Genomic DNA, 14447 nt, shown 5'->3' with positions numbered 1-14447 from the left:
CCTCATCTTAAATTACTCTAATTATATCTAAGATAAGTTAAGTGATGTATAATTACGCATGATTTTTGGAAAAATAGAATACCTCAATCTCTTGCCTTTTCATGTATTTATGAAGCGATTTACACGAAGCACACAGCAAAAGCTACAGATGGAATACAAAAAAAATGTTCCGGCAAAAATAAACGATGCTTTTTTAAACAGGCGTGTTGATGCCGCATTTATCTCAAGTATCAAAGCAAAAAAGAGCAAACATGTAAACCTTGGAATCATTGCAAAAAAAGAGGTCAGAAGCGTTATTGTTATTCCCTCGGTACAGAATAAAACAGATATTGAATCTGCTTCATCCAACCTTTTGGCAGAGCTCTTACATGTAAAGGGCGAAGTACTCATAGGAGACAAAGCATTGCGTTATGCGCTTGTAAATAATGACTATATTGATTTGGCGCAACTGTGGAATGAAAAGTATCATCTGCCTTTTGTTTTTGCGCTTTTATGTTATCACAAAAACCAAAAGCAGTACAAAAAAATAGAAAAAGCATTCCTCAAAAGAGAGATAAAAATTCCGCAGTACCTCCTGCAAAAAGCATCAAAAAAGACAAATGTTGCCCCCGCTGATATACTTGAGTATCTGCAGCTTATCTCTTATAAACTTGACTGCAAGGCAAAAAAAGGTCTCAAGAAATTTTATAAATTACTGTAACAGCCCGCACTGAAGTACGGGTTCCGAAAACGGCTGCTTAAATTTTACCGTCTAAATGATCCGCTAATCTTTGCAGTTTTATTTTATACGCATCAGTATCAAAATCCTTTACACGGGCAACACCGTCTTGTATCGCTGCTTTGGCAACCGCGGAAGCGACATACACCAAAACCCGTCTGTCAAAAGGCGAGGGAATAATATACTCGTGCCCAAACTCCATATTTTCTCTGTGATGTATCTGTTTTACATGTTTTGGAACAGGCTCTTTTGCCAGAGCGGCCAAAGCATGTGAAGCTGCAAGTTTCATATTTTCAGTAATTTTTGTTGCTCTTACATCCAATGCACCGCGAAAAATCTGCGGAAAACCGAGTACATTGTTTACCTGATTGGGGTAATCACTTCTGCCGGTTCCAATAATCACATCCGGCCGCGCTTTTTTTGCATCCGCAGGGGTAATTTCGGGGTTTGGATTTGCACAGGCAAAAATAATGGGATTTGTCCGGGACATGGATTTTACCATTTGGGGTGTGACAAGGTCAGGTCGGGAGAGCCCAAGCACCATATCTGCGTTTTTCATTGCATCTGCCAAACTTCTGTCAGCTGTCTCAAATGCAAAAAGTTTTTTGTATTTGTTGAGATCGCTTCTGCCGCTGTGAATAACCCCTTTGGAGTCAAGCATGGTAATATTTTTCACGCCCAAAGCCTTATACATTTTCCCGCAGGCAATTCCCGCTGCTCCGGCACCAATAATGACGACTTTGAGATCCTGTATATTTTTATTGCTCATTTGGGCAACATTCATCAGCCCTGCTGTTGTAATAACAGCTGTCCCATGCTGATCATCATGAAAAACAGGAACATTGCAAATCTCTTTGAGTCGTTCTTCTATTTCAAAACATCTTGGTGCTGAGATATCTTCCAGATTGATGCCGCCAAAACTGTCAGCCATCGATGCAACAATATTCACAATTTCGTCTGTATTTTTTGTGTTGAGTTCAATATCAACAGCATCAATATTTGCAAAAGATTTGAACAAAACACCTTTACCCTCCATCACCGGTTTTCCCGCCAAGTGACCGATGTCACCAAGACCCAAAACAGCTGTCCCGTCACTTATCACTGCAACCAGATTTCCTTTGTTGGTATATTCATAGGCAAGGTCTGCATCTTTTTGTATCTCCAGACACGGATATGCAACACCGGGACTGTAGGCCATTGAGAGCTCTTCTTGTGTTGTGCACGGTTTTGTCAGCAGTGTTCCTGTTTTTCCGTTTGTGTCAAACTCACTTTTGGCTTTGTGGTAATCCAGTGACGCCTGTTTAAATGATGGTTTCTCTGCCATAATTGTTATCCTTGTTATTTATATTCCAAATCTGCTGCCAACACCAGCCGGCACTGAAGTACCGGTTCCAAGAGGAAGTATCCGTTGTGAAATTATTCCGCACTCTGCAGAGACTTTTAGACCTTTGTTAGAAAAAGGACACTGTTGCCTTTTGAGTTGTAGTATATGCCCATAGAGTTTTTGCGAGAGACAAAAACTCCGCGACCATTGAATTTTTTTGAATTTCTAAAGATTGTCGCCAGCTGATTTGTGTCAAATCCCTCTCCCTCATCTGTGATTTGTGTCACTCTGTATTGGGCAGATGCAGTTTTGATATTATATATTTTTACGGTTATTTTTTTTGTACACTCTTTTTCAAGCGAAACCAGTGTCTCAAAATATTTATCCTGCTCAAGCAACTGATGTTTTATTTCAGAATCAATACCCAGATTTCCGTGCTCGTATGCATTCATAAAAAGTTCATTAAAAGCAAGCCCGCTGCAATGATTCCGACAAATACCATCATACCAGTTATTTGCTTCTTCAACGGCATCCAGCGTTGTTTCAAAAACCTTTGCACTGATCAGTGTTGTTTCATTTAATTCTAATCTGTTGATAAATATAAAAGTAAAATCATCTTCCTGTATGGCAATTTTTTCCAATACATGTTTTTTCATCTCTTCTCGGGTAAAAGAGTCTATAAAATCATTTTCAATAAAACTGTTATATACGATTCCCTCTACAGTATTGTTTTCTACTATGCCGTCACTGTAAAAAAGAAATTTATGTATATTTTTTACAGAGCAATTGTCTATCTTGTATGTTTCGCTCCACTTGCTCATCGGCGGATTGTTTGATTTGATTTTTATCACATTGCCTGCATTGTCCTCAAGCAAAAAAGGCGGCATTGCAAATTTTGCATATTCTAATTCAAAAGAGTAGTTGTCAAATAAAATATAGTCTACAGACAGAGCTTCCTCATCAAGCAAAATAGGCTTCATAAAATCCATAGACTCTTGAATCAGTATATCAAGACTGAAATTCTCATACTCTATCATTTTGTCTATCAAATGATTGACAAAGACTGTCACAGCCATGGCACTGAGTGAAGCACTCAATCCTTTTCCCATCCCGTCAACAAGAAAGTAAAAAGTTTTGTCTTCATTGATTCTTCGAGCAGAATAGGCATCCCCGCTCAGTGTGTCAAGAGGCTGATAAAAAAAGTCTACCAGTGAAATATCTTTAGAATCAATCATCTTGTAATAAAAATCATTTCTCAGGATATTAAGCTCTTTTTGAAATGCCAGCTCTTCCTGGTAGGCGGCATAGGCATCTTTCTCCTCCTGCAATGATTTATCTGTACTCTTTTCCTGCATTGTTTGAACTAAATTTTAAATTTACTGAGTTCATTTTTTAAAGCAGCGGCATCCTGAGAAAGTGTTGAGACAACAGCTTCTATCGTTGTGCGCAGCTCATTGTTTTTTGAAGAAACAACAACAATCTCATCCATCGTACTCACAAGCTCTTTTGTTTTTGTTGCTATGTATATGCTTTGGTGCATGACATCAGTGGAGCTCTCTTTTGTCTGCATCAGATTCTCTTTTGTATCATTGGATGCTACGATTAATTCCTGCGCGGATTCTGCAATCTGATCCATACTTTGTGAGGTATGCTGTGTCTCTTCGGCGATTTCAACTACATTTTGGGTAATGAGATTTACATTTGCACTGATTTCGCTTAAGGATTTTTGTGTACGCTCGGCAAGTTTTCTCACTTCATCGGCAACTACGGCAAAACCTCGACCATGTTCCCCGGCACGGGCTGCTTCAATAGCGGCGTTGAGCGCAAGCAGATTTGTCTGATCTGCAATATCTGAAATAATCTCCAGCACATCTTTGATATTTTTTGCCTGTTCTGTCAACTCGCTGACTTTTTGAACAAGCTCCTGCTGTTGTGAACTGCCCTCTTCTATAGACTCTACCACTGTGCTCAGTTTGCTTATAAACTCTTCCAAGAAATTCGATGTTGTCTGTAAATCTTCTGTCACTGTCACAGTAGACTCTTCTACCGTATCGAGTTTACTGCCGATATCTACCGCCAGTTCATTGACCACAGTGATTTTGCCGTCTTCCACTTCACTGTTTTCTTTTAAAGTAATCACGACATCCCGTAATCTCTCAGATTCATTTTGGTTTCTTCTTGAGACATCGGTAACACTCAGAACTGTCTCTTTAAAGGCACTGATCATTACATGTAAAGCTTTGGAAATTTGGGAAATTTCATCATTGCCTTCTACAATGATGTTACATGTAAGGTCAAGATCACTCGAAACGCATTTTATTTTTTCCAAAGAGCTTTGCACGCTTTTGTTTACGCCTCTGCTGATTGTCATAATGATGATAAAAATAATAATTGCAAAAGCAATATAACTTACAAGAGTAATGACTGTCCGTTTTTTATATTCTGATTCTATTTTTGCCAAAATTGCATCATTGTTTTTGGCAAGTTCATCATCTACATGTTTTAAAAGATTTATCTTTTTTGTAATGGTTTGAAACCAGACAACACTGTCAACCCCAAAATTACCTTCATTTGCTTTTGTTTGGGCAATTTCTCTCATTTTGTTTACTTTATCCACAGCAGGAGAGTTCATTGTGCTTCTGTAAAGTTGCTTTGCCCTGTCTGTCGCCATCGTTAAGAATGCATCTATATAAGCGTCCTGCTGCGCCACAAGTGTAATAAACTTGGCATACATTCTCGGAGCAAACCTGTCTGCAGAAAATGTAGCACTCAGTACCGCACGCTCTATCCCCGCTCTCTCTTTTGATTTTAAAAAGTTTGTATAGGCGTCCAGGGCTTTGACCAGTTCAGGAGTCGATGCCAGTTTTGCACTCAATCCGACAATATTTAAAATCTTCCTGTTCATCTTTGTATAATATGCAACTTCTTTTGCAACACTGATACTGAAACTGTCAACAAGATTTCTGATTTGACTGATTTTATTCATATATTCTTGCAGTCCACGAATCTGATCTTGAAGTTCTTTTGGAAAATCATTTAAATCCAATGTCTTGAGATACTCTTTGAACTCCTGGTTCCTTTTATCTGTCAGTTCTCTTTGTTTAGGAAGAATATCTGCAAATTTCTTCCCCTTCGAACCCAAATAACCGGCACTTGCCCCTCTCTCTTTTTGCGTCTCATGAATCAACAGACTCAGTTTTTGAGACATTACATTCAACATCTTTGACTGTTGTACAACAGTATCTTCTTTCAGCGCTGTGTTAACCGTCAATCCTATAATTACCAACGCAAAAGAGACAACAATTGCGGTAATAAGATTGAGTTTGCTTTTTATAGTCATTTTTTATACCTTTTTTACGTGAAATAAAGAGACAAGATTCAGATCTTCAAAAAGCTCCATAAGCTGTTCATCGCCTACTTCCACATGTAAATCAACATTGTCCTTTAAAACAAGTTTGTTTAAATACCCAATTACAGAGGAGGTGATGGATATGGAATCTTTGATTACGAGAACAATATGCCTGTGTGTTGTTCTGAGCGTATCTATCGTCTCTTTAATCTGTTGATAGTCCTGTATCGATTTGATATTTCCGTTTATAGTTACAGTATTTGCAGACACTGAAATAGTCATAAAATCTTCCTTGCTGAAAAGTATTTTTTCAAGTATATCATTATTTTGATGAGTGTTTTATAATTTTTATCCACTCTTTCATCTTTTTTTCATAGCCTATCTCTTTTAACTCCACAAAATGCATCGGTTTTGCAAGATAGTTTTGTTCGACATAGCCGCCAAAATCGTGGGGATACAAATAGTTTTCATTATTGTTTGTGATATTTTTCGGGATTTCTGCAATGTTACCCTCTTTCACACTCTTTAAAGCTTTGTTTATTGCCAAATATGCAGAATTGGATTTTGGAGAGGCACACAGATAAATAACCGCCTGTGCCAGGATAATTCTTGCCTCCGGATAGCCTATCTTGCTTACACTTGTCAGGCAGGAGGTCGCCAATGTCAGAGCCTGCGGGTTTGCATTCCCGACATCTTCGCTTGCCAGGATTACAAGCCGTCTGGCGATAAAATCGGCACTCTCTCCGCCTGCAATCAAACGTGCAAGGTAATAAATCGCTGCATCCGCATCACTGCCGCGAATAGACTTAATCAGTGCTGACGTCAGGTCATAATGTACACCGTCTTCACTGCTTCCGGCCTGCAGCGCATTGGGACGGAGCGACTGCAACAGCTCCAGAGTCACTGTTTCGTTGATGCTGGCGGCAAATTCCAACAGATTGAGCATCGCTCTTGCATCTCCGCCGCTTGAGGCTATGAGGTACTCTTTTGCATCCTCCTCAAGGACAATATTAGTTTTATTCAGTGCTCTCAGTAACAGTTTTTCCAAACCGGCATGGGAGATACTTTTGAGCTCAAAAAGCATAGAGCGTGAACGGATCGCAGAGGTAAGCGAATAAAAGGGGTTTTCGGTTGAAGCGCCTATGATGAGCACAGAATTGTTTTCCATCACCGGCAACAAAACCTCCTGCTGATTTTTTGAAAGCCTGTGCACCTCATCTATAAATATAAGCGGCTTTTGCAGAGCATTTTTATACTGATCAAATATTTTACGAAGCTGTTCGATTTTCAGCGAAGTGGCATTAAACTCATAAAAAGGGAGCTGCATAGTTTTTGCTATGACTCTGGCAAGTGATGTCTTTCCGACACCGGCAGGTCCATAAAAAAAACTGTGACCAAGTACTTCTTTTTCACATAAAACACGCAAAGGCGCATCTTTTGCTGTTAAATGCTCCTGTCCTGTCATCTCATCAAAATTTACAGGTCGCAGCAGATGTGTAAAATCCATCTCCTACTCTTTTTCTTCTTTTCTCTTTTTCTCTCTGGCTCTCTTCTTCTCTTCTTTTAAAAATTTGTAGAGTGCAGAATATTCACTGCGCGTCAAATATCTTGTTTTGCCCGTTGGCAGGTTGTTTAATTCGATTTCAGCAAAACTTACACGTTTGAGATCAGCCACCTCTGCGCCAAAGTGTGCAAAAAAGCGGCGAAGTTCACGGTTTTTTCCCTCTTTTAGCGCTACTTTGAGGATGGAGTAGTTGGGCTGATTCTTTTGAATCTTATAGCCTATAAAAGGTTTTATGTCCATTGAGATAATTTTGGAATGCGAATGCGCTCCGGCACTTGCATCATCCAGATAGATCCCGTTGAGCATGGCATCCTCCATATCCGGAGTCACCATCCCTTTGATTTTAATCTTGTAAATTCTCTCAAGATCTGACTCCATCAGCGCCGTCGCTACATGGGAGGCATCTGTCAGAAGCAGCAGTCCTTCACTTGCAAAGTCAAGCCGGCCGACAGGAATAAAATGCTTAAACTCTTTGCTTAAAGAGTCGTAAATTGTGCGTCTGCCTTTTGGGTCATTTTTGGTTACAAGCTCGCCTTTTGGTTTGTTATACACAATCACCGTGTATTTTTCCTGAGGAGAAACCTGCTTGCCGCTGATATAGACAATATCCACACCCTCTTGTATCTGTGTTGCAGGATTCGTTTCTATCTCTCCGTTTACACGCACATAACCATCCTGGACAGCTTTGTCAGCCTCTCGTCTTGAGTAGGTTGAATAGTGTGCAATATATTTGTTTAGTCTCATTATTATGAAATTCCTTTTTCTATGAGCGTATGAATATGAAGTACGCCCTGTATCTTTTTATCCTTGTCTGTTACAACCAGAAGCTGGATTTTTTTCTCTTCTATTAAAACAAGTGCATCACTCGCAAGCATCTCTTCGTCATCTATACTCATAGGATCAGATGTGGCATATTTAAGCACATCATCTTCAAGTGAAAAGTCATCTCTTAAAAGTGCCCGGCGGACATCGCCGTCACTCATAAGTGCTGCAAGCTTTCCTGCATTATCGGTTATCAAAACAGTTCCGAGCCTGCCTTCGCTTATTTTCAAAATAGCATCTTTTACTTTTGCATCTTTTGAAACTACAGGCAGATCATCGCTTTTCATCAGATTTTTCACTTTAATAAAAAGTTTTTTTCCCAAAGCGCCGCCGGGATGAAAAGAAGCAAAATCACTCTTTTTAAAATCTCTGGCCTTCATCAGAGCCACAGCCAAAGCATCACCGAGTGCAAGCGTCAGTGTTGTCGAGCTTGTCGGTGCGATATTAAGAGGACAGGCCTCTTTTTCAACAACAACCTTAATGACTATATCACTGTACTGTCCAAGCGTTGAGTGTTTGTCCCGTGTCATGCCTATAAGCGGTATGCCAAAACGTTTGATATGCGGCAAAATAGAACTGAGTTCTTCGCTCTCTCCCGAATAACTGATAGCAATAACAACATCATTTTTGTCTATCATGCCAAGATCGCCATGCAGTGCTTCTGTTGGATGCAGAAAAAAGCTCGGTGTTCCTGTCGAGGCAAAGGTAGCCGCCATTTTTGCACCGATAAGTCCGCTTTTTCCAACACCGCTCACAACAAGTTTGCCTTTGCATGCAAGTATGATTTCTACAGCTTTGTTAAAGGCATCATCAATGTTTTTTGCCGCATTGAGCAGGGTATTTGCTTCGATATTTAATGTTTCCTGTGCAATTGTTTTATAATTCATAGTCTAATTATACCTTTTTTATCATCAAGAAGATATAATACTGAAAATATGATTTTTAAGGACATGCTATGAGAAATGTTATTGGTAGATATTTGGATACTATTGATGCTTTAAGATTAGAAAACAGAATGCTCACACACAATACATTGATTTTGGGTGAAGAGGGTGCGGGCAAGACAAACCTGGCCTGCAAAATAAGGAATTTTGTCATTGACAATAATGTACCCACGCTCTATATGGACTTTGCAGATTCCCATGAGGATGATGTTGAGCTCAGATACAAAGATGAGCACTTTAACTATATTCGTTTTGAAGAGAGCGAAGCGTTTGATGAGGCTTTTGCTGCACTTGTAGCTGAAAAAAAGCATATCTATATGGCTGTCAATCCTAACTTTTTTGCCACAAAACGAGAGAAGAAAAGCAAACTTTCAAAAGTAATTTCCCAGCAGGAACTTTTGGACAACTATTACTATTTTTTCCATGATATTGAAAACCTCAATGGATTTTATACAAAATTTGAAGATTTTTTACTCTATATGCTCAGTTTCACAAATCTTCAAAAACAGGGCTTTACATTTTTGGCACAGCCGCATCCGACTTTTGAGAACCCGCATCTCAAACTGTTGTTTTCCTTTCTTTATGTAGGAAAATGTTCCAATGCCAACTATTTCAATACAGCCATTTTAAAAACACTGAAAAAAAACCACTTTTACTACCAGTACAGAACTGCCTACCCTACACTGCTCTTTAACGATATAAAAAGCAGTATGGTAAAAATAGACGAGTATGTTCCTGAAGTCTGATTATGCAAAAGATATTTGAAGAGGTTGCCCCGCTTGATCAAAGATGCTACCAAGAGTTCTTTTTAAGCGAAGATATTTTAATGGAACATGCCGCAAACGGCATGGCCTCCTATATAAGAGCCAACTTCTCAAACGAAGAGAAAATCCTCATAGTCACAGGAAGCGGCAACAACGGAGCAGACGGAATCGCTTTGGCACGGCTTTTGCATGGTGAGTATGATGTCTGCCTTTTGTATGCCAGAGACCCAAAGTCCCAAATGGCTTTGCTACAGGAAAAAAGAGCCAAGGCTTTACATGTAAAGCAGATAAAAGAATTTCAGAAGTGTGATATCCTTGTTGATGCCATTGTCGGCACAGGCTTCAGTGGAGAATTTTCTGCAGAAATTGCAAACCTTTTACATGTAATGAACACCGTCAAGGCTTTTAAAATTGCCTGTGATGTGCCAAGCGGGCTTACAAAAAGCGGTGCCTGTGCAAAAACAACCTTTTGTGCAGATGTGACGCTGACAATGGGGGCTTTGAAAAAAGCACTCTTTTTGGACGAAGCAAAAGAGCAGACAGGAAAGATTGAAGTTCTGGATTTGGGAGTTGCAAGAAAACTCTATGAAACACAGACAAACTGGCAGCTTCTGGATCTGTGTGATTTACAACTTCCGACAAGAAAAGAAAAAAATACCCATAAAGGCAGTTTTGGCCATTTAAGCCTGCTTTGCGGTGAAAAACCGGGAGCTTCCATCATGAGTGCTCTGGGTGCTCTTAGATTTGGTGCAGGGCTTGTCACCCTTGTCGGATATGAAAATCATCAGATGTTGCATATTCCTCATTCCCTCATGTATGCCCATGCTCTGCCGGCTAATACAACTGCAATTGCCTGCGGTATGGGACTGGGAACAGAATTCAGTGATGCTGAACTTAAAGAGCTGCTAAATAACGATCTTCCTCTTCTGGTGGATGCGGACCTGTTTGCGATGCCTCTTGTTTTGGAAATTTTAGAGCGTAAAAATATTGTGCTCACACCGCATCCAAAAGAGTTTGTATCACTTTTAAAACTCACAGAACTTGCCGACATCACTGTAGGGGAACTGCAAAAAAAACGATTTTTCTATGTGGAACTCTTTTGCAAAGCCTACCCGGATGCAACCCTTCTCTTAAAGGGGGCAAATGTTATTATCGGTGCAGGAGATGCGTTTTTCATAAACCCTCACGGCAGTGCCAAACTTGCCAAAGCAGGAAGCGGCGATGTACTGAGCGGACTCATAGGCTCTTTGCTGGCACAGGGAAAAACCCCACTCGATGCTGCAATACACGGATCTCTTGCACACACAAAACTGGCACAAAACTACTCCGGTGCTGATTTTTCTCTTACACCGGAGAATTTGATACAGGGAATTGGGAATTTATAAGATTGCTTATGTTATAAATCGTATAATTTCTCTTATAAGCTTTTTTCGGAACCCGGACTTCAGTCTCAATTCCATTAAGTTAAACAGTTTTTCGGAACCCGTACTTTAGTGCGGGCTTTATATCTTTAAAGACAAAGGCCCAGGTTCCAGAAAAACATCAGGTTTTTTCTTAACTTAATGGCACTCAGACTAAAGTCTAAGCTGAGTGTCTTTAAGAAACTTGCTTCCGAAAAATATCATACTCTTTACTCCACAGCATTGTGAAGGGAATACAACAAAAAAGGACAGATAAAAAATGGATAACAAATTAAAAATCGGAAAATATGAACTCGGTTCAAGACTTATTGTCGGAAGCGGGAAATATGACTCTTTTGAAACAACAAAAGAAGCAACACTTGCCAGCGGAAGCGAACTGATCACCGTTGCGGTCAGACGTCTTAATATTACAGATCCTGACAAGGAAAATCTGCGTGATACTTTTGCCGGAACAAATGTAAAGTTTCTGCCAAACTCCGCGGGATGTGTGACTGCCGAAGAAGCAATTACGACATTTCGTTTGACACGCGAGGCTACGGGTATTGATCTGATCAAACTTGAAGTCATCGGTGATACGCAAAAAACACTCTACCCGGATGTGCTTGAAACCATAAAAGCCTGTGAGGTTTTGGCAAAAGAAGGTTTTACAATCATGGCATACACTTCGGATGATCCGATTATGGCAAAGCGTCTTGAGGATGCCGGAGCAGATGCGGTTATGCCTCTTGCCGCCCCTATCGGAAGCGGCCTGGGTATTCAAAACCCATACAATATTGTATTTATCCGCGATGCAATAAAAGTGCCGGTAATTGTGGATGCGGGCATCGGCTGTGCCAGTGATGCCGCCTATGCGATGGAACTTGGTGCTGACGGTGTTTTGACAAACACAGCCATAGCCCAGGCACAAAACCCTATGGTAATGGCAGAGGCTATGAAGCATGCCGTACAGGCGGGAAGAATGAGCTACCTTGCAGGAAGAATTCCAAAACGCCCTTACGCAACCGCATCATCTCCGGTAGACGGCATGATACAGTTTTAGTCCCGTAAAAGAACAAAGTTCTTTTACTTTGCTTTTAGCGGTGGAGCGGGTGTTTGTAATCTGACGGGTTGGCTGCCTTGTACACCAATCCGCCTACTGCCAAAAGCAAAACAACTGCGATAATAATATTTTTTACCATAAAAACCTCCTTATTTGATATCAAATTTTTCAGAAAGATGTGTCATCAAAAGAAGTTTTCCCATTCCCTCAAAAAATTTTTCAATTCCCATCTCTTTTGCAACTACCGCTTTTTTCAAAGCACTCAAAAATACCAGCCGTGACTCTTCTGATGCCTGCATATACGTTTCTATAATATAGATAAAACTCAAAGAGTGTACTTTGCCGTTCACATCAAAATCTATAGCAGAGACCGGATTTATTCCCTCCTTTTCCAAGATTTTTATACACTCGTCTTTAATTTTGTCCATCATATAATCCCCATTAGTGAAAGCATCACCACAAACATGGCGACAGGCGTAATATAGCGAAGAGAAAAGTACCATGGACCAAAGGCCCATTTTAACTGTGGTTTCATTGTTGCTTCCACTTCCGAACGCGGCATGACATAACCGACGAAAATCGCCATCAAAAGCCCGCCAAGAGGCAACATAATCGCAGCAGTCACATAGTCAACCCAGTCAAAAAAGTTTTTGCTGCCCCATGTCAGATACTCTTTTGCACCGTCTATGTTTGAGAGAATGGCAAAAATACCGAAAAACCAGAAAAATGTCCCCACAGAAAGAGTCGACTTGAGACGATTCCAGCCAAATCGGTCTATAAAATACTGTACCATAGGCTCAACAAGAGAAACAGAAGATGTCAATCCTGCAAAGGCCAAAGCAATAAAAAACAAAATGGCAAAAATATTTCCGATAATGCCCATCTCATAAAATGCAGCCGGCAAAGAGATAAAGACAAGTCCCGGACCTTTTGCAGGACCCGAACCGTACTGGTACAAAAAGGTAAAAAGCATCAGTCCCGCGACTATGGCTATTGTCGTATCCAAAAAGACAACCCAAAAAGCGCTCTTGACAATATTTGCATTTTTTTCAAGTGATGCCGCATAGGTCATTATGGCACCCATCCCAAGACTCAATGTAAAAAAAGCATGCCCGACAGCGACCACAAAGGCTTCGGAGGTAATCTTGGACCAGTCAGGAGAGAACATAAAGGTGACCGCTTTTGAAAAACCGTCCAGTGTAACTGCATACGCAAACATCGAAGCCAAAATAATCATCAGTGCCGGCATCAAAAACATATTGAGCTTTTCTATACCGCCTTTTAAACCCTTGTGCAGGACATAGGTAATCATAACAAAGGAAAGCGTATGGTAGAAAAACTGTGTCCAGAAATCAGCATGAAGCATCTTTGTAAAGGTTGTTTCTGCTTCGGCAACCGTCGAGGGAAGATAGGTCAGCGAGGTAACTATATAGTTGAATATCCATCCGATGACTACAGAATAGAATATCATGATAAAAAGACCTGCCAGCCCCTGAAAACCGGCAAATTTCCATAAGTTTTTATGTTTTGGTGCCAACACTTCAAAAGAGGTCACGGTATCACGTCTGCCAAGATACCCGATGAGCATTTCCGCTGTCATAATGGAAAAGCCGATAAGCAGTACCGTGATGAGATAAACAAGGACAAAAGCTCCGCCGCCATACTCTCCTGTAATATAAGGAAATTTCCAAATATTTCCAAGTCCTACAGCACTGCCTGCTGCTGCCATTATAAAACCAATCCGACTAAATCTAGCTATTTTCATGCGTAACTTTCTGTATTGAAGTAGTCTAATTATACTGAAAAAATCAGTTTTTTAAAAAGAATTCCAAAATACTATTGACATTTTGAATCAAATTAACTATAATTTCGCCTCATTAATCAGCATAACTGCTTGTTTAATGTGTGCAGGTCGGGGTGTAGCTCAGTATGGTTAGAGTACCTGGTTTGGGACCAGGGGGCCGAAGGTTCGAGTCCTTTCACCCCGACCACTTTAAATTTTTACTTTATATTTTATATAACAATATGGTGGGATTAGCTCAGCTGGTTAGAGCACTGGTTTGTGGTGCCGGGGGTCGCGGGTTCGAATCCCGTATCCCACCCCATGAAAAAATATAAAAAATTAAATAATATAACAAATGTAGTAGCGTCCGTGGCTCAACTGGATAGAGTTTCGGATTTCGGCTCCGAGGGTTATAGGTTCGAATCCTATCGGGCGTACCATTTTAGCCTCCTTAGCTCAGCTGGATAGAGCAACGCCCTTCTAAGGCGTAGGCCACACGTTCGAATCGTGTAGGGGGTACCACTAAATTTTTTATATTATTTTGTCAGAAGTGACGTTAAAAACTTATCCACGCGGATGTGGTGAAATTGGTAGACACGCCAGACTTAGGATCTGGTGCCGCAAGGTGTGAAGGTTCAAGTCCTTTCATCCGCACCACTTAATTATTTATTCTTTTAAATCTTCGCCAATTCTAATATCAAGTGCAATTTCCACCTAAT

General features: G+C 40.4%; 13 protein-coding genes, 5 tRNA genes and 1 pseudogene. 9 read left to right on the top strand and 10 right to left on the bottom strand.

Annotated features, from left to right (window positions below; all coding sequences use genetic code 11):
• The first annotated feature begins 58 nt into the window (after window positions 1-58).
• A complete protein-coding gene (locus MLC52_RS00945) occupies window positions 59-700 on the top strand; it encodes an MqnA/MqnD/SBP family protein (protein WP_434580860.1) in 642 nt (213 codons plus the stop codon).
• Window positions 701-737: 37 nt separating this feature from the next.
• Here the strand turns inward: MLC52_RS00945 and MLC52_RS00940 are convergent, their stop codons facing one another.
• From MLC52_RS00940 to MLC52_RS00905, 8 genes and pseudogenes are all read right to left on the bottom strand, one after another.
• Complete coding sequence (locus MLC52_RS00940) at window positions 738-2042, bottom strand: malic enzyme-like NAD(P)-binding protein (protein ID WP_434580858.1); 1305 nt, start codon at window positions 2040-2042, stop codon at window positions 738-740.
• A 116-nt stretch (window positions 2043-2158) separates the two neighbouring features.
• Window positions 2159-3397: a PP2C family protein-serine/threonine phosphatase gene (locus MLC52_RS00935; RefSeq protein ID WP_434580856.1), complete on the bottom strand. Its 1239-nt coding sequence runs from the start codon at window positions 3395-3397 to the stop codon at window positions 2159-2161.
• A gap of 8 nt (window positions 3398-3405) precedes the next feature.
• Entirely contained in the window at window positions 3406-4269 is an 864-nt protein-coding gene (locus MLC52_RS00930; RefSeq protein WP_434581613.1) for a methyl-accepting chemotaxis protein, read from the bottom strand.
• Between the two features lie 261 nt (window positions 4270-4530).
• Window positions 4531-5250: pseudogene (locus tag MLC52_RS00925) on the bottom strand (nitrate- and nitrite sensing domain-containing protein); the annotation flags it as partial.
• A gap of 135 nt (window positions 5251-5385) precedes the next feature.
• On the bottom strand, window positions 5386-5673 hold the full coding sequence (locus tag MLC52_RS00920) for a hypothetical protein (RefSeq protein WP_151901276.1): 288 nt from the start codon (window positions 5671-5673) through the stop codon (window positions 5386-5388).
• Between the two features lie 40 nt (window positions 5674-5713).
• A complete protein-coding gene (locus MLC52_RS00915) occupies window positions 5714-6898 on the bottom strand; it encodes a replication-associated recombination protein A (RefSeq protein WP_434580854.1) in 1185 nt (394 codons plus the stop codon).
• A gap of 3 nt (window positions 6899-6901) precedes the next feature.
• On the bottom strand, window positions 6902-7699 hold the full coding sequence (locus tag MLC52_RS00910; protein ID WP_188109992.1) for a pseudouridine synthase: 798 nt from the start codon (window positions 7697-7699) through the stop codon (window positions 6902-6904).
• Between the two features lie 2 nt (window positions 7700-7701).
• Window positions 7702-8664, bottom strand: coding sequence for a KpsF/GutQ family sugar-phosphate isomerase (locus MLC52_RS00905; RefSeq protein WP_434580852.1), 963 nt, complete (start codon window positions 8662-8664; stop codon window positions 7702-7704).
• Between the two features lie 68 nt (window positions 8665-8732).
• Here MLC52_RS00905 and MLC52_RS00900 point away from each other — a divergent pair, with 68 nt between their 5' ends.
• From MLC52_RS00900 to MLC52_RS00890, 3 genes are all read left to right on the top strand, one after another.
• Window positions 8733-9467, top strand: coding sequence for an ATP-binding protein (locus tag MLC52_RS00900; RefSeq protein WP_151901280.1), 735 nt, complete (start codon window positions 8733-8735; stop codon window positions 9465-9467).
• Window positions 9468-9469: 2 nt separating this feature from the next.
• Window positions 9470-10870 (top strand): NAD(P)H-hydrate dehydratase, encoded by a 1401-nt coding sequence (locus tag MLC52_RS00895; RefSeq protein WP_434580850.1) that lies wholly within the window; start codon window positions 9470-9472, stop codon window positions 10868-10870.
• Window positions 10871-11165: 295 nt separating this feature from the next.
• Window positions 11166-11945 carry a thiazole synthase gene (locus MLC52_RS00890; RefSeq protein ID WP_346389172.1) on the top strand — a complete coding sequence of 260 codons (780 nt, stop codon included), beginning with the start codon at window positions 11166-11168 and terminating at the stop codon, window positions 11943-11945.
• Window positions 11946-12094: 149 nt separating this feature from the next.
• Here the strand turns inward: MLC52_RS00890 and MLC52_RS00885 are convergent, their stop codons facing one another.
• Both MLC52_RS00885 and MLC52_RS00880 read right to left on the bottom strand, forming a co-directional pair.
• Window positions 12095-12376, bottom strand: coding sequence for a hypothetical protein (locus MLC52_RS00885; protein ID WP_230973273.1), 282 nt, complete (start codon window positions 12374-12376; stop codon window positions 12095-12097).
• Window positions 12373-13710 carry a sodium-dependent transporter gene (locus MLC52_RS00880; protein ID WP_151901283.1) on the bottom strand — a complete coding sequence of 446 codons (1338 nt, stop codon included), beginning with the start codon at window positions 13708-13710 and terminating at the stop codon, window positions 12373-12375. Before MLC52_RS00880 ends, MLC52_RS00885 begins: the two co-directional genes overlap by 4 nt.
• Before the next feature lie 148 nt (window positions 13711-13858).
• On the opposite strand from MLC52_RS00880, the gene MLC52_RS00875 reads away from it, so the two are divergent.
• The 5 genes from MLC52_RS00875 (at window position 13859) to MLC52_RS00855 (ending at window position 14385) form a co-directional block, all read left to right on the top strand.
• Window positions 13859-13936: transfer RNA gene (locus tag MLC52_RS00875), tRNA-Pro, on the top strand.
• Between the two features lie 37 nt (window positions 13937-13973).
• A tRNA-His gene (locus MLC52_RS00870) sits at window positions 13974-14050 on the top strand.
• 41 nt (window positions 14051-14091) lie between these two features.
• A tRNA-Arg gene (locus MLC52_RS00865) sits at window positions 14092-14168 on the top strand.
• Between the two features lie 5 nt (window positions 14169-14173).
• Window positions 14174-14250: transfer RNA gene (locus MLC52_RS00860), tRNA-Arg, on the top strand.
• Between the two features lie 50 nt (window positions 14251-14300).
• A tRNA-Leu gene (locus MLC52_RS00855) sits at window positions 14301-14385 on the top strand.
• Window positions 14386-14447 lie beyond the last annotated feature (62 nt).

Source organism: Sulfurimonas sp. NW15, assembly GCF_051132285.1.
In the GTDB taxonomy this organism is placed as follows: Bacteria; Campylobacterota; Campylobacteria; order Campylobacterales; family Sulfurimonadaceae; genus Sulfurimonas; species Sulfurimonas hydrogeniphila.
The sequence above is the reverse complement of the archived record's forward strand: the minus strand, read 5'-3'. Positions and strand labels throughout refer to the sequence as shown.